The following is a 24064-nucleotide window of genomic DNA, read 5'->3' as shown; positions in this document are numbered from 1 at the left end:
TTATAAAGACACAAGTATACGAGATTCAAGATTATTAACAAGCGATTGCAAAAGGCCTGCACAATTTACTTCATGAAATTTCAAAGTATTCCACCTAAGTTTTTACTTTGAATTACGATTGCTATTTGTAATTTTGGGACGCTAAAATTTTCGATTAACAAATTAGATACATGAGCAGTTTTCCCCCACTGGCAGAGCGGCAAAGACCCGCATCCCTTGAAACATACATCGGACAAAAACATTTGGTTGGTAAAGATGCGGTATTACGTAAGATGATTGATTCAGGAGTAATTTCCTCCATTATTTTATGGGGACCTCCGGGAGTGGGCAAAACAACCCTGGCCAAAATTATATCAAAACAGCTCGACAGGCCTTTTTATATACTTTCGGCTATTAATTCGGGAGTTAAAGATGTGCGTGAGGTTATTGAAAAAGCCAAAAAAACACGTTTTTTCAATAGTCCCATACCTATTTTATTTATAGATGAAATCCACCGTTTTAGCAAATCGCAACAAGACTCCTTACTGGGAGCTGTTGAGCAAGGTATTTTCTCGTTAATCGGAGCTACAACTGAGAACCCATCATTCGAGGTTATTTCACCACTATTATCGCGATGCCAGGTTTATGTATTAAAATCGCTTGAAAAGGAAGATCTAAAAGAACTGCTCAACAAGGCACTAACCACAGATCCTGTTTTAAAAGAGAAAAATATTGAGATTGCTGAAGATGAATCATTGTTCCGGTTTTCTGGCGGTGATGCACGTAAGCTGCTTAATATCCTGGAACTGGTTATCAATGCCCAGCCTGAAGGCAACATAAAAATAACCAACGATGAAGTCACCAAATGCCTGCAGGAAAACCCATCGGCCTACGATAAAAACGGTGAGATACATTACGACATTATATCAGCCTTTATTAAATCGATACGAGGAAGCGATCCGGATGGTGCCGTTTATTGGCTGGCCCGGATGGTTGAAGGTGGCGAGGACCCTAAATTCATTGCCCGAAGGTTGGTTATTTCAGCCTCTGAAGATATTGGACTAGCCAACCCCAATGCCTTACTACTGGCCAACCAATGCTTTGATGCTATTAATAAAGTGGGATGGCCTGAAGGCAGGATTATTTTATCACAGACTGCGATTTACCTGGCTACCAGCCCTAAAAGCAACTCAACCTACCTGGCTATTAAAAAGGCACAGACCCTGGTTAGGCAAACCGGTAACCTGCCGGTACCCTTACACCTGCGCAATGCACCAACCAAACTGATGACTGAGTTGGGATATGGAAAAGATTATAAGTATTCGCACGATTACGAAAACAACTTTGTTGAACAGGAATTTCTTCCCAAAGAGATCATAAACCAACAGCTATACACCCCTCAAAAAAACGCTCAGGAACTTAAAATTCTGGAAAGGTTAAAAATGCTCTGGAAAAAGAGGTATAGGTAGATGAGGGCAGAGAGCTGAGGGCAAAGGGGTAAGAGCAGAGGGGTGAGGGATGAGAGAGGTTGGAATGATAGGGAAAAGGCTTTTTAGCATTATGGAGGAAAACACAGCATTTATTCCCAACTATAACACATGGCAATTTGTTTATGACAAAACTATTTCCCCAAGTTTGTAACTTGAAATAGATTGCACTAGATAGAGCGTATTTATCCTAGAAATCAGAACAAAACTACACTGTCCGCAGGTACTCACATTTTGCCGAATCTATTTTTTCCATTCTGGCAACTACTCTTTCTACCTGCGATTGCCTGAGACTAAATTCAATTGTGCATGAAAGATCAAACTGCTGATCGACCAGCTGCAAATCTTCATCCTTTACAATTTTCATGATGTCGTTCATTACCAGATAATCAAAATTTACCTGGTAAATATCATTGACTGTTTTTTCAACTATTTCAGCGTTATTAATAGCATCAATAGTAGCTTCTTTGTATGCATGAATCAATCCAGGAACCCCCAGTTTGGTACCTCCAAAATACCTGACTACAACAACCAATATATTGGTTAACTCATGCGATTTTATTTGCCCGTGGATAGGTTTGCCTGCGGTACCCGAAGGCTCTCCGTCATCATTTGCCCTATATCTATTCCCATCAACACCCAACTGCCAGGCAAAGCAATGATGGCGTGCATCGTAATATTTATCTTTTAAAGCACTTACATGTTCTTTTATATCTTCCTCTGAATACACCGGATAGGCATAGGTTATAAACTTACTCCCCTTTTCTTTATAAATACCCTCCGAAGGCGCTGCTATAGTTTTATACTTGTCTGTAATCTGATCCATCATCTGTTAATCTGAACCACAAATGTAATAAAATCCTGTTTTCTAAATAAAACTCCCCTGCTACTCAAAAAAATCCTTACTTTACATTAATATTAAATCACAAATTTTACAAAATGAAAATCCAGGGCAACTATATCATCCACAACCACATTCTATTTCCGGAGAAGGATATACAAATCAGTGATTCTCCTGATTTTTTTGTTGTATATGAAGTTTTCAGGGTGGAGCAGAACACTCCCCTATTTCTTATGGATCATTTAACCCGCCTTTTTAACAGCCTGCAAAAAGCTGTTGAAAGGGTTTCGTTCAGTAAAAATGAAATTACTCACGATATTCAACAACTAATCAAAAGGGAATCCATTCCCAATGGAAATATCAGGATATCGTGTATTGCTACTAAAAAAGAAGTTGTTGATTGTTATATTTATTACATCCCTGCCTCCTATCCTACTAAAGAGATGTATTCCCAAGGGGTATCCACTACTTTACTATATGCAGAAAGAGAAAATCCTAATTTAAAAATTGACAACACTCAAACCAGAAAAACAGCCATCCAAAAACTTAAAGAGTCCGGACATTTTGAAGCTCTCCTTGTCAACCACAATAACCATATTACAGAAGGAAGCCGTTCCAACGTTTTTTTTATACAGAAGAACTGTATTTACACTGCTGCTGAACATTTTATTTTGCCAGGCATCATGCGATCTAAAGTTATTGAATGCATTTTAAGCGAAAATATTGAGTTAAAGTTTGAAGGCATCCAACCAGATCAGCTCAATACGATGGATGCTGCATTTATTACCGGTACTTCACCTCGTATACTGCCCATCAGCAATGTGGACAGTATAATGTTTGACACAAACACCCCCTTGCTAAGAAGATTAATGCAAAAAATTGAGGAGAAAATAATGGATAGCCTATAGCGAAAAGGAATATTTCTCTACAGACTCATAACACCTTGCGCAAGACTATATTCCTAACTTTTAATAGCCAGTTGAGTCTTTGCAATTTTGTTATATACAGCATCCCTGATATTATCATAGGTATCTGCACCAGGCATAACCGGCTCAAGAAATTCAACCATCACTTTTTTAAACGGCTTAGGAAACTTACTCCCTTTGGGTAAGGCATCGTAGGCGCCTTTTATTGAAACAGGTACAACAGGCACATTCAACTCACGACTTAAAATCGCAAAGGTCTTTTTAAAATCCCCCAGGTTTCCATTTTTGGTTCGGGTACCTTCAGGGAATATAATCAGGTTCTTCTTTTTCCGTAGTGCCTCACCTAATTTTTGAATAGATTCTTTCAGATCCTTATTCAGATCCATTACAATAACATGATTCCTGTTTGCCACAAACTTAAGCCATCGCTTACTCACATGCTTTTCTTTAGCATAGAAATAAGTATTTTTAATCATCTTACTTTTAAGAAAAGAAGCCACAAACAAACCATCAAAATAGCTCTGGTGATTAGGCGCAATGATACAAGGTTCATCAGGAATATTTTTTAATCCCTTACCTTTTAGACCAAAATACAAACTAAAAAAGTACTTTGATATTTTAACCAACAACCTACCGGTAAACCATGTCCTTGGTAATGAAATATGCACTTTCTCTTTTAAGATTTTAGTCCAGTCCACTTTTTCCACCTCCATCTTTTTCCTGTTTTCATGAAGGTATTCACAAAGAGACAGTATATTATTAAACCGGACCAGTTCACCAGGATCAACATCCACCCCAAAAGTAGAGTTTAAGAACACCTGAAAACTAACCTTATCTAACGAATCAAGCCCCAAATCAAGCTCCAGATGATGGTCAGGAAGCACCTTTTTCCTTTTTTCCTCTTCAAGGTACTTGGCTACTATATTAAACTCAGCCATATCAACCGTTACAGGCACTTGTTCTTCTATCTCTTGATGCGACTCCAATCCTGCCAGTTTAAACCTTCTTATTTTGCCTAAGCGGGTACGCGGAAGCTCTCCATTTAAAACTGTAATATCCATTACCTTTTTATATGAAGCACACTGTTTATTGTAATCTTCAATCACTTCCTTCTTAACAATCCGATAAAGCTCATCTGCATCCTTACAATTCAAACTCAATTCATCAGAAGGCACAACAATAGCCTTAAACTGGTCGCCTGATTGATAAACTCCAACCTCTTTTACAAAAGCAGCATAACGCTCCAGTTTATATTCTATTTCAACCGGATTAATATTTTTGCCATTCGACAGGATCAGTATTTCTTTTTTTCTCCCGGTAATATGCAAATAGCCTTCCTCATCAAAATGCCCTAAATCACCAGTATATAACCAGCCATCCTTCAAAACTTCAGCCGTCTCTTGCGGGCGGTTATAGTAGCCCTGCATAATATTTTTCCCTTTAGCTACAATTTCCCCTTCCCTTATTTCAACCTGGCACGAAGGCAGCAAAAATCCCGGAGAACCAATCTTCACCTTCCCTGGCCGGGTAAAGGTAATCATAGGCGCCGCTTCTGTCATGCCATAGCCTTCCAACACTTCAAAACCCAATGTTTCATAATACTCCCCAATTTCCTTATCCAGGGCAGCTCCTCCACTAACCATATGCCGGACATGACCACCAAACTTTTTATGTACAGCACCAAAAACAACCTTTGAAAAAGCTTTGGAATTTGCAGCCCGGGCTACTTTAAACAAGGTACGTGCCACTGCACTCTTGCTGATCTTATCGCTAATCCCCTTATGAATTGCAGCATACAACCTCGGAACACCAATCAGTATAGTCACCTTGCATTGCTGAAGTGTTTTAATTATATCTTCAGAAGCCATGGAAGGAGAAAGTGCAATTTTAGCGCCATTAAAAATAGGCAACACCATAGTACCCAACAATGGCAAAATATGATGCAGGGGTAAAAGCATCAATATAGTATCCGTTGGTTTATAAATCTCCACATCCCTGGATACAGCATGAATATTTGAAAGCAGGTTTTGATACGAAAGCATCACACCTTTAGGATTGCCTGTGGTTCCGGAAGTATATATTATTACTGCTGTTTTTTCAAGATCCGGATCAATGAGCGGAAAATCTTCAAATAACCCCTCACTATCCTCATATTCATCAATTACAAATACATCCGGGCGATATTCTGTTTCTTTCAAAGCCTCCTCTAAATCACCTTTTTTGGCAGACGATACAAAAACGACTTCGGGCTTGCAATCATTTAATATGTAAGCAACCTCACTTACTGTGCTCATAAAGTCAATAGGCACAGCCACTGCACCATTATCCCATGCAGCATAAAAACTATAAATCCACCCTAACCGGTTTTCTGAAAATATACCAACTTTTGAGGTTGTTGTTGTTTTATATAAAGAGGAAAATTTAGATATCTTTCCTCCTAACACATTATACGTTACCGTCTTCCCTTTTGCCCAAACAGCAATATTCTCGCCCTTGTTTATAAACATGTGATATATTTAAAATGCAGCCAAATATAAATAAAATAAATATTCAAATAGTCAAAAATTCATTTATCTGATACGAATTTAACATCAACAAACGATATTATGATTCAACATATACAAAACAGCAATAAAAAACATGATACTAACATTCTATTCGTTAATTTTGTTGCGAAAAAAACAAAATAAGAGATGACTAAAAGAGTTTATATATTTTTGGCTGATGGTTTTGAAGAAATTGAAGCCATTACTCCGATTGATGTATTACGACGGGCTGGCATTGATGTAGTTACAATATCAATAACGGATTCATTAACCGTTACAGGTGCTCACCAAATAATGGTAATGGCTGACAAAACCTTTTGCGGAACCGATTTTTCTGACGCAGACATGCTGGTTCTTCCAGGAGGTCTCCCCGGCACTACCAACCTTAACAACCACAAGGGATTAATCAACCTTTTACTTGATGCTTCAGCTAAAGGGAAGCTAATCGGAGCCATTTGCGCAGCTCCTTCTATCCTTGGGCAACAAAACCTTTTGGCACAAAAAAATGCAACCTGTTATCCAGGCTTTGAAGACAAACTAACAGATGCAAATTATACAGGTAAGGATGTTGAAGTTGCCAACAACCTGATAACTGGAAAGGGAGCCGGGGTATCAATGAAATTTGCACTACAACTTGTGGAGCTATTAAAAGGAAAAGAAACTGCTGCTGAACTGGCAAAAAAAATGATGATTTAATAATATTATCTATTTTTGCGTTTCTTAAAATTTATAAAATGGCAGAAACACCTACCTGCAGTTTTTCCGATAAATGTTTTGTTTGCGGAAAAAAATCAGAAGAAATAAAACAGAAAAATCCGGATACAAACCTTCCTGTATGCGATGATTGCATAGATACAGAAGAGGAAAAGAAGAAAGTAAAGGAGGCTATTGAATCATTAGGAGATGGCTTTATTTGCGGGTGCATTTGATTTGTGGATAGTTGTTAGCTATGAGCAATTAGCTATGAGCTATTGGTTATAAGCTATAAACTATTAACAAACACTTTTTTTTAATAATTGATCATTGTTCATTGATCATTGATAACTGAAAACATGAATTACTTATCTGTTGAAAACCTAACCCATCATTGGGGTGATATACGATTATTTGACAATTTAACTTTTGGTGTTTCTGAAGGAGAAAAAGTTGGTTTGATAGCCCGTAATGGTACAGGAAAAACAACTTTGCTTAATATCTTAGCCCAAAAACTACCTTCAGATGGTGGAACGGTTGTTTACAGAAAGGGAATTAAAATTGGATACTTATCTCAGCTTCCGGAACTAAATGAGGCCAATACTGTTATTGAAGAAATTTTCGCATCCGACAATCCTCAGGTAACTACCATTAAAGCATATGAAAAAGCCTTAGCAGAAGAAAATCATGATGAACTGGGGCGATTGATTGAAGAACTGGATAAACTGAATGCCTGGGATTTTGAGGCCAGGATAAAGCAAATCCTTTCCCAGCTAAAAATCACCAACTTTGAACAGTTAATAGGACAGCTATCCGGGGGACAAAAAAAGAGGGTTGCCCTGGCCAATATTCTTATTAACGAACCTGATTTTTTAATACTGGATGAGCCTACCAACCACCTTGACCTGGAAATGATTGAGTGGCTTGAAGATTACCTGGCCCGGTCAAAGGCCACATTGATGATGGTAACACACGACAGGTATTTCCTTGACAGGGTTTGCAATGAGATATATGAATTAGCGGATCAAACCTTATATTATTACAAAGGTAATTACCAGTATTTTCTTGAAAAAAGAGAAGAGCGTATCCAAACACACAATGCCCAGGTTGAAAAAGCTAAAAACCTGTTAAAAACAGAACAGGACTGGATGAATCGGATGCCTCAGGCAAGGGGTACAAAGGCTAAATACAGGATTGATGCCTTTCATGATTTAAAGAAAAAAGCCCATAGTGGCGTTAAAGAACAAGGTATTAACCTGGATATTAAATCGGCCCGCTTAGGTAAAAAAATTATTGAATGCCATAACCTAAATAAATCCTTTGATGATTTAAAAATACTTGATGATTTTACCTACAAATTTGCACAAGGTGAAAAAGTAGGTATTGTTGGTAAAAACGGAACCGGCAAAACAACCTTCTTAAATACAATTACTGGCAGGATACAACCTGATTCGGGCAAAATTGATACCGGAGAAACAGTTGTAGTGGGATATTACCGTCAGGATGGGATGAAGATTGACGACAGTAAAAAAGTAATTGATGTTATTTCGGATATTTCAGAACACATTACACTTGGTTCTGGAAATTCTATGAGTCCGGCGCAATTCCTTCGTCACTTTTTGTTTCCAAACGAAATGCACCACGTTTTTGTCGAGAAACTAAGTGGTGGAGAGAAAAAGCGGCTGTACCTGATGACCGTACTCATGAGAAACCCTAACTTCCTGATCCTGGATGAGCCGACTAACGATCTGGATATCTTTACGCTCAACCTGTTGGAAGAATACTTGCAAAAATTTAATGGCTGCGTGGTTATTGTTTCGCACGACAGGTATTTTATGGATAAAATAGTTGATCACCTCTTTGTTTTTGAAGGCCAGGGCGCCATTAAAGATTTCCCGGGCAACTACACTATTTATCACGACTTTAAAATAGAAGAAGAAAAAGAACAACGTAAAATTGAAAGAGAGAAAAAGGAACCTGTTCAAAAAGAGAAACCTAAGAATAAACCTAAAAAGCTTTCTTTCAAAGAGAAAAAAGAAATGGAACAACTGGAGGTTGACATGGAAAGCATGAACGCCGAGAAAGAAACCATTGAAAACGAATTAAACTCGGGTACATTAAGTCCGGAAGAAATTGGGGACAAAGCCAAACGCCTGAATGAAATCTCCGAATTACTAGATGAAAAAGAGATGAGGTGGCTGGAGCTTAGCGAGATAGAATCATAAAAAGCAAAACCCTAACCGTTATGGTTAGGGTTTTGTGCTTTTTATTAATTCACTTACAATTTATAATACATAGCAGCCTATTTTCTACTAATTTTAAGTCACAAGTATATATTTAAATTAATTTTTCACTAAAAATTTTTATTCCCAATTTTTTATGCTACATTTGTCAGCGTTAAAACAGAGAGAAATGACCCATTTTGCATTTTTTTACAGCTTTTATTTTTACTTTTTTGGATTTAGCAGTCAAAAAGAGGTGGGTTTGTAGTATATAAAAATTACTAAGAAAAAATTTAAAGTCCCACCTCAATGAGGTGGGACTTTTTTATTATCTGAAAAATTACAATGACAACGATTAAACGAGTAGCGATTCAGGGAGGTGGTGGTTCGAACCACGAAATAGCAGCAAAAGCATTTTTCAATAGCGAGGATATCGAAATGGTACCTTGCCAAACCTTTGAGGAGCTATTTGAAACATTGCGAAAAGACAACTCCATATATGGCATCATGGCCATCGAGAACACATTAGTAGGCAGCATACTTCAAAATTACACCCTGCTTAAAGATTCCGGACTTGTTGTTATCGGGGAATACAAATTACGTATAAAGCACCAATTATTAGCACTGCCGGGACAAAAGATAGAGGATATTAAAGAAGTGCACTCACACCCTATGGCCCTGGCACAATGTGGCGATTTTTTAAAACAATATCCGCATATTAAAAAAATTGCCTCCGATGACACAGCTTTAAGTGCCAAGTGGATTCAGGACGAGAAACTGGAAGGCATGGCAGCCATAGCTCCAGAATTGGCTGCAAAAAAGTATAGTCTTGAAATATTGGCCAGAGATATTGAAACCAACAAACGCAATTTCACACGTTTCCTTATCATATCTGACAAAGCCAAAACAGAGGTTGAAGATTTATTGATTAGCAACAAAGTAAATAAGGCTTCGTTGGTTTTTGCCCTTCCCCATTCAGAAGGTAGCTTATCCAAAGTATTATCCATACTGGCATTTTATAACATTAACTTAACAAAAATCCAAAGTTTACCTGTTGTTGGTCAGGAATGGGAATATTTATTTTATATCGATTTGGTTTTTGAAGATTACAATCGCTATTTGCAGTCGCTGGATGCCATCAGGCCGTTAACAAAAGGATTAAAAAACCTGGGCGAATACCATGTTGGCAAAAGATCGTATGATACAGTGAGTAATGACAACAAATCACTTGAAGAACAAAAAACATTTTAACATGACCATAAAGCCAGCAAATCGCATTAGCGAAGTTAAGGAATACTATTTCTCAAAAAAACTAAGGGAAATTGATGAGATGCGCCAACAGGGTATCGATATAATAAACCTGGGCATCGGTAATCCGGACAGGTCGCCTTCTGATGCTGTTTTGGAAGAACTAACTTTTTCTGCCGCCAACAAAGGTAATCATGGTTATCAGAGTTACGTTGGTATACCCGAACTCAGAAATGCATTTTCGGAGTGGTATAAAAAATATTTCCAGATAGAATTAAATCCTGCTAATGAAATCCTTCCTTTAATGGGATCCAAGGAAGGGATCATGCATATTTCGATGGCCTTTTTAAATAAAGGCGATCAGGTTTTAGTCCCCAATCCGGGCTACCCAACCTATGCTTCTGTTTCAAATCTTGTTGAAGCCGATATGGTTACATATGATTTAAAGGAGGATCTAAACTGGCAACCGGATTTTGAAGAACTAGAAAAACTGGATTTATCAAAGGTAAAATTAATGTGGGTAAACTACCCCAATATGCCTACCGGTGCCAATGCAACACTGGAGTTATTTGAAAAGCTGGTAGCCTTTGGTAAAAAACATGAAATATTAATTTGTAACGACAACCCATATAGTTTTATATTAAATGATAATCCATTAAGTATTTTTAGGGTTGACGGAGCAAAAGATATAGCCATTGAGTTAAACTCTTTAAGCAAGTCGCATAATATGGCAGGTTGGCGTGTTGGAATGGTAGGTGCAAACCCTACTTTTACCCAATATATTTTAAGGGTAAAGAGCAACATGGACAGCGGCATGTTCAAACCCCTTCAACTGGCAGCTGTTAAAGCACTCGCCCTTGAAAAAGACTGGTACGAAGAAGTAAACAAAGAGTACCTGGAAAGAAGGGAACTGGTATGGGAAATAATGGATACACTAAAGTGTAAATATGATAAAAACCAAAGCGGTATGTTTATCTGGGCAAAAATTCCTGACTCCATTGACTCTGCTATTGATTTATCAGATAAGATCCTGAATAAGGCACATGTTTTTATTACGCCGGGAACCATATTTGGTAAACAAGGCGACAGATATATCAGAATATCTCTTTGCTCAAAACAAGAAGTTTTAAAAGAATCAATTAATAGAATAAATAACGCATAAACAATATATTACAATGGTAAATTTAGACCTAGAAAAGATTAGCCTTCCTGGATTAGATTTAGAACGTCCTTGGGTTATTGCCGGACCATGTAGTGCGGAAACAGAAGAACAAGTATTAGAAACAGCAAAAAAATTAGCTGCTGAAGGATTCAAAATTTTCCGTGCCGGAATATGGAAACCAAGGACCCGTCCGGGTGCATTTGAAGGTGTTGGTACATTAGGTTTACCTTGGTTACAGAGGGTAAAAAAAGAAACCGGGATGTTTGTTGGTACAGAAGTTGCCAATGCAAACCATGTTTTTGAAGCCATCAAACACGGTATCGATATCCTTTGGGTAGGTGCACGTACTACTGCAAACCCATTTGCTGTACAAGAAATAGCTGACGCCCTTAAAGGGACGAATATTCCTGTATTGGTAAAAAACCCTGTTAATCCCGATTTGGAACTTTGGATTGGAGCTTTGGAAAGAATCAACCAGGCAGGAATTAAAAAATTAGCTGCTATTCACAGGGGGTTCTCAACATACGATAAAACAAAATACCGTAATCACCCTCAATGGCAAATTCCAATTGAGCTAAAAAGAAGATGTCCGGAGATTCCAATTATCTGTGATCCTTCTCACATCAGTGGTAAGAGTGAGTTGATTTACGAAATTTCGCAGGAAGCCATGGACTTAGGCTTTGATGGTTTATTGGTTGAAGCTCACCGTTGTCCTGAAAAAGCATGGAGTGATGCCAGCCAGCAGGTTACCCCTGAAAACCTTAAAGAAATTACTGACAAAATTGTTCTTCGCGAACCTAAAATTGGTGAAAAGCCAAGGGTTACTTTAGATGAATTACGTCAGCAAATTGACAAACTGGATACCACTGTTTTGGAAACACTAAAAGAAAGGATGAAAATTTCTGAAGCCATTGGTAAATACAAAAAAGATAACAACATTACCATTTTACAGACACGTCGTTACGATGAGATCATGAACAACCGTAAAGCTAAAGGTGCTGAAATGGGGTTATCTGATGAATTCTTAACAAAACTTTTCGAAAGCATACACGAAGAGTCTGTTACTCGCCAGAATAAGATTATGAACCAATAATAAGACATGAGAATTGAGATAAGAGATAAGAGATGATTTACACTCTTTCTCTTACCTCAAAATACTAATCTCTATTATCTAATGTCTATTATCTCTTATCTAATAAAAAATGAAAATCTGTATTTTGGGCGCCGGAAAAATGGGAACATGGTTAACCGACGCATTATGTTTGGATCATGAAGTGGCCATTTACGACCCCAATCTTGAGAAACTCAAATATATATTTAACACCCAACGTTTAACAAAGCTAGAGGAAATTACTGCATTTGAGCCTGAGCTGCTTATTAATGCAGTAACATTAAAATATACTATTGAGGCCTTTAAAGAGGTTATTCCATACCTTCCAAAAACCTGTATCATTTCCGATATTTCTTCGGTAAAAACAGGATTTCAGGAATTTTACAAAAAAGTTGGGATGCGTTACGTATCTACACACCCCATGTTTGGCCCTACATTTGGTAACTTAAAGGCACTACGTGAACACCATGCCATCATTATTTCTGAGGGCGACCATTTGGGCAAGGCTTTCTTTAAGGATTTCTTTGGCACTTTGGGATTGAATATTCATGAATATACCTTTATAGAGCATGATGAAACCATTGCCTATTCACTTTCAATCCCTTTCTCATCAACCCTTGTTTTTGCCTCGGTAATGAAAAAGCAGGAGGCTCCGGGAACCACGTTTAAAAAGCACTTTGATATTGCAAAGGGACTATTGAGTGAAGACGATTATCTGTTGTCCGAGATTTTATTCAACCCTTTCACTTCAAGCCAGGTTGAGAAAATCAGACTCAAGCTGAAAGAATTACTAGCCATTATTGAAACTAAAGATACTGATAAAATGAAAGTATTTTTAGAAGAGGTTAGAGATAATATAAAAGAGTAGGCATTTTGCTTACTCTTTTTTTATTTTTGCACCATGGCAAAAAAAAGAGTTTTACTTGGGATGAGCGGAGGTATCGACAGCTCCATGTCGGCATGGTATTTATTACAAAAGGGTTATGAAGTTGTTGGGATTACCTTCAACACAGTATCGCCTCTCTCCTCCCCTGAATCCTCACACTTTATATCGGAAGCAAAAAATCTTGCCTGCAAACTACAATTTGATCATCATGTTATGGATGTATATGATGATTTCAAAAAAGAAGTAATCGACTATTTTGTTGCTGAATATTTAAAAGGAAGAACTCCAAACCCTTGTATCCGATGCAATGAAACCATAAAATGGAAACTGCTTTATGAAGAGGCTCAAAAACTGCAATGTGATTATATTGCAACGGGTCACTATGTCAGGCTTATAAAAAAGGATGGCATTGCATATATCCAAAAAGGTGTTGACCCTTTAAAAGATCAATCTTATTTTTTATGGAACCTTCCCCAGCGAATTTTAAACAAATGCATTTTCCCCTTGGGTGAATTATTAAAATCGAAAATAAAAATACAGGCAGACGAACTAGGTTTTAAATCCATAACAGAAAAGAAAGAAAGCATGGGAGTATGCTTTTTACATGGTAGCGACTACCGTGATTTTATCAATGAAATAAAACCCGGGATAAAATCAAAGCTTGCCAATGGGAATATTATAAATCAGGAAGGCGAAATCATTGGTTCACATGAAGGGTTTCCTTATTACACCATTGGACAAAAAAGAGGTTTAGCCTTAAAGAAAAACCATGGCGAATGTGTAGCTAAGATTGATGCTGAAAACAATATTTTAATAACAGCTCCTAAAAACACACTCTTTTCAACCCATTTAAAGGTTTCAGAATTCCTTAGCTGTAACCCTAATTTTTTACAGCAAGTACAAAATGTAAATATCAGAATCAGGGGACTGGATTATACAACACCCACCCCCGGTTCAATTGAACTCATAGCAGATAAATTGCATATTAATTTTAACAAACCGGTTTGGGCACTTACTCCTGGCCAATCTATTGTATTTTACCAGGATGATATGGTGGTTGGAGGCGCCATTGTGGATGATATGGTGTTTGATACCACCGTGTAATAATCAATAATTTACGTTTACCAGGGTACTGCCTTTGAGCGTAATGTAAACTTAATAACCCGTTTTGTTTTTTCCGTTATCTTATACCTGTCATCCGTTCTATGACCCATAATCCAAATAATATCATTACCGGAAAGCAATAACCACACATCTTCCTTGTCCTTTAATGAAAACTTCTGGTCAATAAAAAAATCACTTAGTTTTTTAAAGTTTTTCATACCCAAAGGCCTGAAAGTATCACCCTGCTCCCATTTTCGAATGGTTAACGGATATTCTATCAATTCTTCGTCAAACTGCCCTACAAACCTCGATTTCTCTATGACATAATTATCCTTTTCTAAATTTTTCTCAATAACTAATGCTACCGGGGCAGTAACTTCTGCTTCTTCCCTTGATATATAAAAGCATTTTTCCTCTTCCTCATCCTTTACTGGTAATAATATCAGGTTATGCCGGTCTTTAATTAACCTGTATTCGTTTGCAAAAAACTGCTTTCCCGAAACATCCTGCTCTACAGCTTCTACAACTTCAGAAACGGTACTACTGTTAAAACCATAAGGATGTAAAATTTCAAACAACACCAATTTCTTATCCTTAAACTCATTAACATGACGCAGAGAAATCAACAAACTATCATCCTGTTCCACAACCAGATTCTGCTTAATATCTTCAACTGTATTTGAAAGAAACTCATTAACCTGACCGACATGAGCCATATTCATTAACATGGTTTCTTTAAATGAAGGATTTATCTGCTCAAACAAGGGGATAATTTCATTCCTGATTTTATTGCGCGTGTAAACCGATTCTAAATTAGAAGAGTCGGTTCGGTAATTAAGATGATTCAACTGACAATAATCCTCAATCATATCTCTGCTAAATCCAAGTAAAGGCCGGATCACCTTTCCTGTTAAAGGCTTAATACCCGACAATCCCCGAACTCCTGTACCTCGTAACAAATTCAAAAAGAATGTTTCAATGCTATCATCTTTATGGTGTCCGGTAGCAACCCAATCAATTTCGTGTTGTTCCAGTAAATCATCAAACCAGGCATATCTTAAATCGCGGGCTGCCATTTCAATCGATATCCCTTTTTCGCTACTGTATCCTACCGTATCAAAAGATTTCACAAAGAGCTCAATATCCCAACTCTTGCAAAAATCCCTTACATAATCCTCATCACCATCCGACTCATCCCCCCTTAAATTAAAATTACAGTGCGCAGCAAAAATCTCAATACCATTTACTTTAAAAAGATGCAATAGAGCTATTGAATCAGCCCCACCACTTAATGCTACCAACACTTTTTCTCCACGTTTAAAACCACAGTGGCTATTCAGATATTTTACAAACTGGTCTTCCATCACAAACTTATCCAATTCTTTTTTATCTTAAAATATTTAATTCAGGATAACTTTCTATCTTCTTGTTTAAACAACTTAAAAATGGCACTTGCCTTAACCAAACATTCTTCATACTCCTTTTCGGGGATGCTTTTTTCGGTTATGGCGCTACCTACCATAAAAGACAGGTATTTGGCAGCTGAATTATATAACAAACTCCTGATAATCACATTAAAATCAAAATCTCCATTGGGAGCAAAATAACCAACTGCCCCTGAATACACACCCCTTTTTGTCTCCTCATATTTTTCAATAAGCTTCATGGCACGAACTTTCGGCGCTCCCGTCATAGAACCCATGGGAAATGAATTGACAATAGCATCAAGCACAGGCCTTCCCTCTTCCAATTCCGCTGTCACCGTGGTTATCATCTGAAAAACCTGTGGAAACTTATAAATACCACACAATTCTTCAACATGAACACTCCCTCGTGCTGCTACCCTGGAGAGATCATTACGAACCAAGTCGGCAATCATGATATTCTCAGATCGCTCCTTTTCGCATTGCTGTAAACTACTTGAATACGCCTCATCCTCAACCCAGCTACCTCCTCTTGGAGCCGTTCCTTTAATGGGCTGACTAATGAGTTTATTTCCCTCTTTTTTAAGATAACGCTCTGGCGATGCTGAAATCACATATTTATCATTAAGCTTTAAAAAACAGGCAAAAGGAGTTGGTGAGATGTTTTTCAACCTTTCAAAGGCAATATACGCATCAATGCTTACATCAGAGGCAAAGAACTCCTGACAATAATTAAGCTCATAAATGTCTCCTTTATGAATATGATCCAATACCGAATTTACAGATTGAATATATTTTTCCTTGGTAATTCTGGGTTCGAATAAAACTGACTTTGGTAGTTTAACATCAGCCTGCAACAGACTAATGGCATCAACCAAACCAACAACTGAATCCTCAGTGTCATATTTTTCCTGGTATTCAATAATCCATTTGCTTTCTTTATTATAAACTACATACCTGGGTTGAAAAAATAATGAAGACGGGAAATGCAATCCATCATGATTTACCGAATACAGATTCTCAAATTCATTTTTTAAATCATAACTAAAGTAGCCAAATTGCCAGTCGGCAGGCGAACCTAAATAGTTGCTTACTGTGGCATAAGTTCCTTCTCCAACACCAATACTCCCAATACCTGCCAAATAATCATATGAGTGATAATGCACTGGGGAAGATGAGTTTAAATAATGATCACAACTATCATAAATGGCACAAAATTGCACCCCCCTTGTATATTCCAACAGTTGCGCTTTAAACAACTTGCTATTATCAACTTCAAAAACCAATTTCCTACGCATTCGGCAAATTTAGTTCAAAATTTACTAGGAAAACACGCCTGGAAACAAAAAAAGCACCTACAATCTTGCAGGTGCCATTGACATCTAAAACGAAATAAAAAATCTAGTCTCTCTTTCCTAAGTATTCTGATATTCCTTCCTGTGAAGCTGTTAACCCTTCATCCCCTTTGTGCCAGTCTGCCGGACAAACCTCTCCATTTTCTTCAAAAAACTGAAGGGCATCTACAATACGTAATGCTTCTTCCACACTCCGTCCCAAAGGCATATCATTAACCACCTGGTGACGTACATTTCCTTCTTTATCAATTAAGAAAAGGCCACGGTATGCCATAGGAGTACCTTCAAATACCAACTGTCCTTCATCATTGTAATCGTACTCTCCGGCCAACACATCAAAATTCTCTGAAATTGTCATTGAATTATCAGCAACCAACGGGAATTTCACTCCCTTGATTCCACCGTCTTTCTTTTCTGTTTGTAACCATTTCCAGTGCGAAAAGGCTGAATCAACCGATACACCAACCACTTCCACATTTCTCTTTTCAAACTCTGCAATCTTATCCTGAAATGCTATGATCTCGGTTGGACAAACAAACGTAAAGTCTGCAGGATAAAAGAATAACACTACATACTTTTTGCCAATAAATTGGTCTAACGAATAATTATTTACTATTTCACCACCGTTTACAACTGCTTCTGCGCTAAATACCGGTGCTTTTTTTCCTACTAAAACTGCCATAATTTTTGATTTGTTTATTTATGATCTTGTTAATTTACTAAATACATCAACCAAACAAAACAAAGTGTAAAATTGTTTTCTGAAAAAATTAAAAAATACAATCATTGTCACAAAAAAACACCCACAAACCTCATTTACAACACATTCAAAACAGTTCAGAATAAAATATTTTTCACTATACGTATAGCCATTCGCTTTTGTGCCTTCGATTACCTACTTAAACCAGTAGACATACTTGAGTTACAACAATCAGCAGGAAGAATATTGGATAAAATCAAAAACAAGAAAAACGATTTGAAACAACAATGGGAAACTCTGGAAAATAATAAAAAGACTGAATACAAAACGATCGCCCTGCCATCCCTTGAAAGAATTTTGTTTGTAAAGACTTGCGATATAATCAGATGCAAGGGCGAGAACAATTACACCAACGTTTACCTTCAAAATGGACAAACAGCACTTATTTCCCGAACCTTAAAAGATTTTGAGGAATTGCTTTCAGAAGAAGGTTTTATCAGGGTGCACCAATCCCATCTGGTAAATAAAAAGATGGTTTGCTCTTTCGAAAAGCGCGATGGAGGCTACCTCCTATTGAGAGACAATGCTTCTGTACCTATTTCACGAATGAGAAAAGACAATGTTATGAAAGAGCTGGGCATGGGTAATCATTAATCTGAATACGACCAGAGTCAAAACAGCAGAAAATTCTAAAAATATCACAATCTATCAAACCGAGTGGCTACCATGGCTTTATGCCGTGTTTTATGTGCTATATTCTATTAGTTCATTAATGAGTTCAATATTTTCGTGTTCAATTTTTTCAAATACCTCTCTTTCAAATTCCGAGAATCCTTCTTTGTCTTTGCTGTATTTTATTTTTCCTTTATCCAGATAATGAATATAATCACATAGGTTGGTTAGGGTTTCAATTATATGAGAAGTGATAATTATTGTTTTGTTCTTTTCTTTTAATCGCAGCAAAACCATTCTAATAATCCTACAAGTCTCAATATCCAATCCATTAAATGGTTCATCCAGTATCATTAAAGGTTTGTCTTGTTTTAAAATACCCAACAATGCTAATTTCTTTTTCATGCCTGTTGAATATCCATCGACCACAGAATCCAAAGGCAAAGAGAATAGCTTATTCCATTTTTCTGTTTCGAATGCTTTATTTTTAAAAAGGCTCAAATATTCTCTACCTGTAATGTTTGAATAAAAAAAATTTTCTGTTACCAAATAAGAGACTTCCTTTTTATTAATTTTTTTGTTATCAACTTGTATAATTCCTTCATTTGGTTTCTTTAATCCGTACAATGAATTTAGTAATGTTGTTTTGCCTGCACCATTTAATCCTACTATGCCATGTATTAATGATGTATCCAATGAAAGGTTCAGTGAATTAATAACATCCTGGTCTTTTTTATATGATATTGTTAGGTTACTAATTGTAATCATTTAAGTAAAAATTCAAGTTGTTAATTGATTTTATATAAAACCAAACAGTTAAAATCCAAACTACTGGTAGAAATACAGGAATAATGCCTCCAAATACACCTATGCCACCCATCGTCTGTGCTGCTGCCGATTTTTTATTTGGTTCAAAAAAAGCATATTTAGTCATAATCACATAAATATGAATAAAGCAAAAAATTAAAAATTCGGATAGTGGAATATACCATCTGTCGAAATTAAATATCAAAAAAAGTCCAATCAAAGGAATTGTTATAATTGAAAAGAGTTGAAACTGACGTTTTACTTTTAAGAATAAGAATTTTTTTGCCTTTAATTCATAAGATAATATCATTTGATACGTCTCTCCTTTTTCATAAAAACTGAATATTGAAATTCCAAGTATAAAAATTGCTATCGGAACACTTCCTATAAAAAATGAAGTAACTGCAGAAATAATCCAAACAGGCACGATTATAAAAAATTGCTTTCTTACTCCTGCTTTCCATTCGAACGAATCAGAAGGGATTAACGACTGTAGCTTTGTATTTAAACTTGAATATTTAGGTTTTAAATCAAGATGCACAATTAGTATCAAGCTTAAAAAATAAATTAGTGAACCCCATTGTCTATGAACAACTAGTAGTAAGAGAATTGGAGAAGAAATAACTGCATACTCTGAAAATAAAAACAATTTATAATTTGAGAAATGGCTTTTAAGAAACAATTTATCACCTCGTCGAGAATGGAGTATAGAAATCAGAAATAAAAGTCCAATACTCACTAATTGAGAAGTTGTTTTATCCGAGGTATTTGTATAAAGGAATAATCCCAAAAAACCGATTAGAGCAATCAAAAAAACCAGTCTTATAAGACCAATTCCAATTAATTCTCGATAAATTTGTTTTAATCTTATAATCAATAATGCTTTTACCATGTAATGCGTTTTATGCTCATAAAGTTTCCTCGTATGCCATAGTATTGATACCACCAGCGTAGTAATGATTTTAAACGCTTAATTTGTTGTTTTAACTTTTCGTATTTATGTATTTTGCAGGTATCTTTTATGTTTTGTGTTTAGTTCAACAAACCCTCCAATGTGTAAGGTATGCAAGCAACCCTACTTTAGAGGCTAAGCGTTAGTTTTTCGTGCTTTTTTTTCTATTTGAGACACATCGGCAACATCTCCAAAAATCCTAAACACCTATCATAGTTTAATTCATAAAAATTCACCCCTAAATTTATTGTCTCGTAATACTTTGCCTGATTTACTTTATAATTCTCCTCAGATGGAATCTTCCAGAAATCACGCCCTAATTTTTCTGTAATGAACCACTTCTCCAATAATCTCGCTGCACGACCATTACCATCACGAAATGGATGAATATGTGCAAATCTCAAATGAATTAATGATGCAAAATAAAAAACCTCTTCTTTTGATAGTTCTTGTGATATTAATTCTTCAATACCTGCAAAAAACACCTTCATCTCTTTCTCAACAAAATCTGGTTCTACAGCCATATATGCTAATCCTGTCTTTCCGAAAACACCGACTTGCTCAATACGGTATTTACCTCTTTTACTTTTTATTAATAAGGTCTCTGAAAATATCTTGTGACATTGAAGTAAATTAGATTCTGTTAAACTATTATTTTGTGCAAATTCATAAGCTTCAATCAAATCTTCAATTTCCACTATCTCCTTGCCAACTTTGAATTTATCTTTATTCAACTCATAATTCATATATGAATTCAAGTCAATACTATTTCCCTCAATATTAGACGAATAAACAGCTGATGATTTGGTTAAATATTCAAATCCTCCTTTATCTTCTGAAAAATCAAATTCTTCAATTAAAGTTGAAATTTCTTTACCTGTTGACTGTAAATATGCGTTTAAATATTTCCTTTCTGTTACTCTCATCTCAAAAATAGTTTACCTACAAATATAGGTAATTTCTGAGTCAACACCTTGTTTCATGTGGGATTCCAACACATTCAAAAAAAAGAAAAAGTGTCAATTTCCGTAGTTGTAAATATTTTATCTGTTTCTATTAAAAGTCTGTTTTTGGTCTGGAACGATTGCATGAAACCAAATCGGGATAGAATGATGGATTGCTCCACCTACCCCCACCGCAGATCCGGACATACAGAATTCCCGTATCCGGCTCCTCAATCAATATGTTTTATTATCTGGTGCGTAAATTGCAATTTGATATATGCGGTTTATGGTTTAAGAACAAAACCAACAGTCCTGAACTTCTATGTAAAAATCTAAATGTACCGGTTAAAACCATTAAGCTTTCCAGAGCTCAAGTATTGGAACTGAAGTTTGGTAAATGTTGCTGGAATAATGTTTAGTTCAACAAACCCTACAATGTGTAGGGCATGCAAGCAACCCTACATTAGAGGCTAAGTTATTCAACACAGCATCCTGCCGCTGTTGTACAAACAGGCAGGACGCTTAGTTATTAGCACGTTGATATTTCAATCAATCAAGCTAATAAAATCTCTGCTGGAATTTTTAATCCTTTGTATAATGATTTAATCATACCCAAAGTCAAACTTCTTTTTCTATTAAGAATCTCGCTGACTCTACTCTGACTACCAAGATATTTTACCATGTCAGCTTTAGTCATACCCATCTGCTCCATTCGAAATTTAATAGCATCAATCGGATCTGGTGGTGCAATGGGATAATGTTTCATCTCGTATGACTCAACTAAGGTCACCAATAAATCAAGCTCGTCACCATCTGGAGTATCTTTTTTTGCTCCCCACAAATCTTCAATCCTGTTTATAGCAGAATTATAATCTTGTTCTGTTTTAATTGGTCTTATTTCCATAATCAAATCGTTTTAGCATCAATTTTATCATACTGTTTATGAGTTCCGATAAACCTTACAAAAATCACCTGAAATTCATAATCAATAGCAACTACTAATCTATAATCATTGCCTTTAATATTAAAAACTACTCTTCCGTCTCCGACAATACTTGCGTTTTTATATTGTCCTTTCAATTCATTTGAATTCTTCCAATCAGCTGTTTTAGTATCATGATACCAAGCTCGTAATGAAACCTCAGAATCTGAGTATTCAGGTTTCTCGAAAAACTCTCTTATAGTTCTAAAAGCAATAATTCTCATAATGCAAATTTATGAAAATTAATTGTTATTTTCCCAATTTGGGATATTTTTATTGATTGGACTGTCAATTTGCACTGCCCCAATGTTCTACAACGGATTGGCCATATGATGCGTTGCGCTTTTCCGTAACTGCGATATAGTTAATTATCCTTACTTAAATTCCGAATTTTCACCAACCAAAATTTCCTAACGCGCAATGTATTATGATGGCGTGTTGTATGCTGGGCTTTATTCATTATCAGTTAATTATCAATATTTCTCAAACACTAATCCACTCAATCAAAGCACGGCTGTTCCCGAAAAAATTAGTTTTTAGGGTAGGACAAAAAGCGTTAGCAGACAGACAAGCTCTTTTATAATTTTTGGACGCGTGATGGCTCGTGCGAATTACAAATGTGCTTGGCTGTGAGGTAGGCCACTCCTGTAATTCTCTGGGATTCAAACCATTTTAAATCCAAACGGCCAATTCGGCCAATTATCGGTCAATTACATATTTTGAACCTCTACCTTTACTTCCTGCTTGCTTCAATAATCCTTTTTCAACAATCTTGTTTAATTCTGATGTAGCAACAGTTTTACCTATAGTATTTATTTCCTGATAAATGGAATTAGTTACTGCACCATGTTCTTTTGCATACAAAACAGCATTAATTTGGCGTTCATTTATACCAAGTTGTTTTAAAGTCTTTTCGTTATAAATATCCTTTCTGAAAACAACCCAAAAATCTTTGCCATTGTTTTCAAATTCTGGTTTTTGCAAACCATGTTCAGCACATTGCTCAATGATTTTGATTGTTCCCCTTCCCCAAGATTCTACATGACCAGCTCTAAAAAAAGCATTTGCAATATCAGGATTATATGGAATTGATGAATGTTTTTGCATTAAATTTTCAACTGTCCAATCTTCAGGTAATTGTCCATAATTCCAAATCATAAGTTTATCTTCATAAACACTAATTTGAATTGGAACACCCATTGAGTAGTCTTTATGGGCAAGGGCATTTAATATTGCTTCACGCACTGCATCTCTTGGATATTCGTAGGTTTCAACTCTATGAATTCCTTCGTAAGAAATTATTGCTTTTATGTATTTTGTAAAGAGTATTTCAATTGTCTTTTCTACTTGTTCAAATAAATTTCCTTTTACTTCGTCTTGAAATATTAATTCCGTATCAGTCTGAAAAAAACCGATTTTTATAAATGCTCCAGTAAAATATTTTTCAGGGTCAGGGTGAAAAAGCAATAGGGATGCACGTTTTAGATATGGTTTTTCAGTTAATCTCAAATTTTCAAGGATGCTAAAATTATCCTCGGTTAATATACTTTCATCAATTCTCTTGCTAACTATTGCCCTTTTCTTGAAAAACTCAAACGTTTCACTTTTTAAATCATCGACTGACACATTTGGCACTGGCACACCATCCCATTTCTTGCCTTTTTTTTCAAGCATGAATTTATCTAAAGCAGCACCTTTTAGCTCTTGTTTTGTACTTCCACTTCTATAATGATATTGTCCTTTATAGTTAACTGGGAAGGGTTGTGCTTCAACGATAATTTCAAGATAATTGCCACCCTCAGACTCTGCCAAATTAACATCTACTAAAATCCCAAGAATATCTCTCACCTTATTAGGAATGTCTTCTAGTAGCTTTTCTGCGTTGTCAATCCCAACAATTTCGCCTTTGTCATTTTTACCGATGAATATCTTACCCCCCTGAGCATTAGCAAAACCACAAATCCATTTTAGGTATTCGTCGCGCCAGCTTTCTTTCCATTCTATATTTTGACTTTCTGCCATT

At 36.2% G+C, this 24064-nt stretch carries 22 protein-coding genes; 11 read left to right on the top strand and 11 right to left on the bottom strand.

The window, feature by feature from the left end; genetic code table 11:
- Nucleotides 1-170 precede the first annotated feature (170 nt).
- On the top strand, nucleotides 171-1448 hold the full coding sequence (locus OM074_RS04255; RefSeq protein ID WP_301198048.1) for a replication-associated recombination protein A: 1278 nt from the start codon (nucleotides 171-173) through the stop codon (nucleotides 1446-1448).
- A 226-nt stretch (nucleotides 1449-1674) separates the two neighbouring features.
- Here the strand turns inward: OM074_RS04255 and OM074_RS04250 are convergent, their stop codons facing one another.
- Nucleotides 1675-2295, bottom strand: coding sequence for an IMPACT family protein (locus OM074_RS04250; protein ID WP_301198047.1), 621 nt, complete (start codon nucleotides 2293-2295; stop codon nucleotides 1675-1677).
- 110 nt (nucleotides 2296-2405) lie between these two features.
- Between OM074_RS04250 and OM074_RS04245 the strand changes: the two genes are divergently transcribed.
- The gene (locus tag OM074_RS04245) at nucleotides 2406-3215 is read left to right on the top strand and encodes an aminotransferase class IV (RefSeq protein WP_301198046.1); all 810 of its coding nucleotides are present in this window, start codon (nucleotides 2406-2408) and stop codon (nucleotides 3213-3215) included.
- Between the two features lie 53 nt (nucleotides 3216-3268).
- Here OM074_RS04245 and OM074_RS04240 read toward each other — a convergent pair whose 3' ends face one another.
- On the bottom strand, nucleotides 3269-5740 hold the full coding sequence (locus tag OM074_RS04240) for an AMP-binding protein (RefSeq protein WP_301198045.1): 2472 nt from the start codon (nucleotides 5738-5740) through the stop codon (nucleotides 3269-3271).
- A 186-nt stretch (nucleotides 5741-5926) separates the two neighbouring features.
- Between OM074_RS04240 and OM074_RS04235 the strand changes: the two genes are divergently transcribed.
- The 8 genes from OM074_RS04235 to mnmA all read left to right on the top strand — a co-directional run bounded on the left by OM074_RS04235 (nucleotide 5927) and on the right by mnmA (nucleotide 14205).
- Nucleotides 5927-6475: a DJ-1 family glyoxalase III gene (locus tag OM074_RS04235; RefSeq protein ID WP_301198044.1), complete on the top strand. Its 549-nt coding sequence runs from the start codon at nucleotides 5927-5929 to the stop codon at nucleotides 6473-6475.
- Between the two features lie 38 nt (nucleotides 6476-6513).
- Nucleotides 6514-6708 carry a hypothetical protein gene (locus tag OM074_RS04230; protein WP_301198043.1) on the top strand — a complete coding sequence of 65 codons (195 nt, stop codon included), beginning with the start codon at nucleotides 6514-6516 and terminating at the stop codon, nucleotides 6706-6708.
- Nucleotides 6709-6831: 123 nt separating this feature from the next.
- The gene (locus OM074_RS04225; RefSeq protein ID WP_301198042.1) at nucleotides 6832-8697 is read left to right on the top strand and encodes an ABC-F family ATP-binding cassette domain-containing protein; all 1866 of its coding nucleotides are present in this window, start codon (nucleotides 6832-6834) and stop codon (nucleotides 8695-8697) included.
- Between the two features lie 342 nt (nucleotides 8698-9039).
- On the top strand, nucleotides 9040-9945 hold the full coding sequence (locus OM074_RS04220; RefSeq protein ID WP_301198041.1) for a prephenate dehydratase: 906 nt from the start codon (nucleotides 9040-9042) through the stop codon (nucleotides 9943-9945).
- A gap of 1 nt (nucleotide 9946) precedes the next feature.
- The gene (locus tag OM074_RS04215; RefSeq protein WP_301198040.1) at nucleotides 9947-11104 is read left to right on the top strand and encodes a pyridoxal phosphate-dependent aminotransferase; all 1158 of its coding nucleotides are present in this window, start codon (nucleotides 9947-9949) and stop codon (nucleotides 11102-11104) included.
- Between the two features lie 13 nt (nucleotides 11105-11117).
- Nucleotides 11118-12197: a bifunctional 3-deoxy-7-phosphoheptulonate synthase/chorismate mutase type II gene (locus OM074_RS04210; protein ID WP_301198039.1), complete on the top strand. Its 1080-nt coding sequence runs from the start codon at nucleotides 11118-11120 to the stop codon at nucleotides 12195-12197.
- Between the two features lie 109 nt (nucleotides 12198-12306).
- Nucleotides 12307-13083, top strand: coding sequence for a prephenate dehydrogenase/arogenate dehydrogenase family protein (locus OM074_RS04205; RefSeq protein WP_301198038.1), 777 nt, complete (start codon nucleotides 12307-12309; stop codon nucleotides 13081-13083).
- Between the two features lie 33 nt (nucleotides 13084-13116).
- Nucleotides 13117-14205, top strand: a complete 1089-nt coding sequence (gene mnmA, locus OM074_RS04200; protein WP_301198037.1) for a tRNA 2-thiouridine(34) synthase MnmA — start codon at nucleotides 13117-13119, stop codon at nucleotides 14203-14205.
- A 17-nt stretch (nucleotides 14206-14222) separates the two neighbouring features.
- Here mnmA and tilS read toward each other — a convergent pair whose 3' ends face one another.
- The 3 genes from tilS to OM074_RS04185 form a co-directional block, all read right to left on the bottom strand.
- A complete protein-coding gene (tilS, locus tag OM074_RS04195) occupies nucleotides 14223-15584 on the bottom strand; it encodes a tRNA lysidine(34) synthetase TilS (RefSeq protein WP_301198036.1) in 1362 nt (453 codons plus the stop codon).
- A 26-nt stretch (nucleotides 15585-15610) separates the two neighbouring features.
- On the bottom strand, nucleotides 15611-16927 hold the full coding sequence (locus tag OM074_RS04190) for an anthranilate synthase component I family protein (RefSeq protein WP_301198035.1): 1317 nt from the start codon (nucleotides 16925-16927) through the stop codon (nucleotides 15611-15613).
- 103 nt (nucleotides 16928-17030) lie between these two features.
- Nucleotides 17031-17666, bottom strand: a complete 636-nt coding sequence (locus OM074_RS04185) for a peroxiredoxin (protein ID WP_301198034.1) — start codon at nucleotides 17664-17666, stop codon at nucleotides 17031-17033.
- A gap of 72 nt (nucleotides 17667-17738) precedes the next feature.
- Between OM074_RS04185 and OM074_RS04180 the strand changes: the two genes are divergently transcribed.
- Entirely contained in the window at nucleotides 17739-18338 is a 600-nt protein-coding gene (locus OM074_RS04180) for a LytR/AlgR family response regulator transcription factor (RefSeq protein ID WP_301198033.1), read from the top strand.
- Nucleotides 18339-18428: 90 nt separating this feature from the next.
- Here the strand turns inward: OM074_RS04180 and OM074_RS04175 are convergent, their stop codons facing one another.
- The 6 genes from OM074_RS04175 to OM074_RS04150 form a co-directional block, all read right to left on the bottom strand.
- Nucleotides 18429-19124 (bottom strand): ABC transporter ATP-binding protein, encoded by a 696-nt coding sequence (locus OM074_RS04175; RefSeq protein ID WP_301198032.1) that lies wholly within the window; start codon nucleotides 19122-19124, stop codon nucleotides 18429-18431.
- Entirely contained in the window at nucleotides 19111-20055 is a 945-nt protein-coding gene (locus OM074_RS04170; protein ID WP_301198031.1) for a hypothetical protein, read from the bottom strand. The genes OM074_RS04175 and OM074_RS04170 overlap by 14 nt, the downstream gene beginning before the upstream one ends.
- Before the next feature lie 224 nt (nucleotides 20056-20279).
- Entirely contained in the window at nucleotides 20280-21041 is a 762-nt protein-coding gene (locus OM074_RS04165) for a Fic family protein (protein WP_301198030.1), read from the bottom strand.
- Between the two features lie 571 nt (nucleotides 21042-21612).
- On the bottom strand, nucleotides 21613-21963 hold the full coding sequence (locus OM074_RS04160; RefSeq protein WP_301198029.1) for a helix-turn-helix domain-containing protein: 351 nt from the start codon (nucleotides 21961-21963) through the stop codon (nucleotides 21613-21615).
- Nucleotides 21964-21965: 2 nt separating this feature from the next.
- Complete coding sequence (locus tag OM074_RS04155; protein ID WP_301198028.1) at nucleotides 21966-22265, bottom strand: type II toxin-antitoxin system HigB family toxin; 300 nt, start codon at nucleotides 22263-22265, stop codon at nucleotides 21966-21968.
- 475 nt (nucleotides 22266-22740) lie between these two features.
- Nucleotides 22741-24063, bottom strand: coding sequence for an ATP-binding protein (locus tag OM074_RS04150; protein ID WP_301198027.1), 1323 nt, complete (start codon nucleotides 24061-24063; stop codon nucleotides 22741-22743).
- Nucleotide 24064: the final 1 nt, after the last annotated feature.

The organism is Plebeiibacterium marinum, from assembly GCF_026013615.1.
GTDB lineage: Bacteria > Bacteroidota > Bacteroidia > Bacteroidales > Marinilabiliaceae > Saccharicrinis > Saccharicrinis marinus_A.
The sequence above is the reverse complement of the archived record's forward strand: the minus strand, read 5'-3'. Positions and strand labels throughout refer to the sequence as shown.

Bases quoted from the DNA above. Each gene is read 5' to 3' on its own strand.
- OM074_RS04255 (WP_301198048.1), top strand. From the start codon at position 171: ATGAGCAGTTTTCCCCCACTGGCAGAGCGGCAAAGACCCGCATCCCTT.
- OM074_RS04250 (WP_301198047.1), bottom strand. From the start codon at position 2,295: ATGATGGATCAGATTACAGACAAGTATAAAACTATAGCAGCGCCTTCG.
- OM074_RS04245 (WP_301198046.1), top strand. From the start codon at position 2,406: ATGAAAATCCAGGGCAACTATATCATCCACAACCACATTCTATTTCCG.
- OM074_RS04240 (WP_301198045.1), bottom strand. From the start codon at position 5,740: ATGTTTATAAACAAGGGCGAGAATATTGCTGTTTGGGCAAAAGGGAAG.
- OM074_RS04235 (WP_301198044.1), top strand. From the start codon at position 5,927: ATGACTAAAAGAGTTTATATATTTTTGGCTGATGGTTTTGAAGAAATT.
- OM074_RS04230 (WP_301198043.1), top strand. From the start codon at position 6,514: ATGGCAGAAACACCTACCTGCAGTTTTTCCGATAAATGTTTTGTTTGC.
- OM074_RS04225 (WP_301198042.1), top strand. From the start codon at position 6,832: ATGAATTACTTATCTGTTGAAAACCTAACCCATCATTGGGGTGATATA.
- OM074_RS04220 (WP_301198041.1), top strand. From the start codon at position 9,040: ATGACAACGATTAAACGAGTAGCGATTCAGGGAGGTGGTGGTTCGAAC.
- OM074_RS04215 (WP_301198040.1), top strand. From the start codon at position 9,947: ATGACCATAAAGCCAGCAAATCGCATTAGCGAAGTTAAGGAATACTAT.
- OM074_RS04210 (WP_301198039.1), top strand. From the start codon at position 11,118: ATGGTAAATTTAGACCTAGAAAAGATTAGCCTTCCTGGATTAGATTTA.
- OM074_RS04205 (WP_301198038.1), top strand. From the start codon at position 12,307: ATGAAAATCTGTATTTTGGGCGCCGGAAAAATGGGAACATGGTTAACC.
- mnmA (WP_301198037.1), top strand. From the start codon at position 13,117: ATGGCAAAAAAAAGAGTTTTACTTGGGATGAGCGGAGGTATCGACAGC.
- OM074_RS04190 (WP_301198035.1), bottom strand. From the start codon at position 16,927: ATGCGTAGGAAATTGGTTTTTGAAGTTGATAATAGCAAGTTGTTTAAA.
- OM074_RS04185 (WP_301198034.1), bottom strand. From the start codon at position 17,666: ATGGCAGTTTTAGTAGGAAAAAAAGCACCGGTATTTAGCGCAGAAGCA.
- OM074_RS04175 (WP_301198032.1), bottom strand. From the start codon at position 19,124: ATGATTACAATTAGTAACCTAACAATATCATATAAAAAAGACCAGGAT.
- OM074_RS04170 (WP_301198031.1), bottom strand. From the start codon at position 20,055: ATGGTAAAAGCATTATTGATTATAAGATTAAAACAAATTTATCGAGAA.
- OM074_RS04165 (WP_301198030.1), bottom strand. From the start codon at position 21,041: ATGAGAGTAACAGAAAGGAAATATTTAAACGCATATTTACAGTCAACA.
- OM074_RS04160 (WP_301198029.1), bottom strand. From the start codon at position 21,963: ATGGAAATAAGACCAATTAAAACAGAACAAGATTATAATTCTGCTATA.
- OM074_RS04155 (WP_301198028.1), bottom strand. From the start codon at position 22,265: ATGAGAATTATTGCTTTTAGAACTATAAGAGAGTTTTTCGAGAAACCT.
- OM074_RS04150 (WP_301198027.1), bottom strand. From the start codon at position 24,063: ATGGCAGAAAGTCAAAATATAGAATGGAAAGAAAGCTGGCGCGACGAA.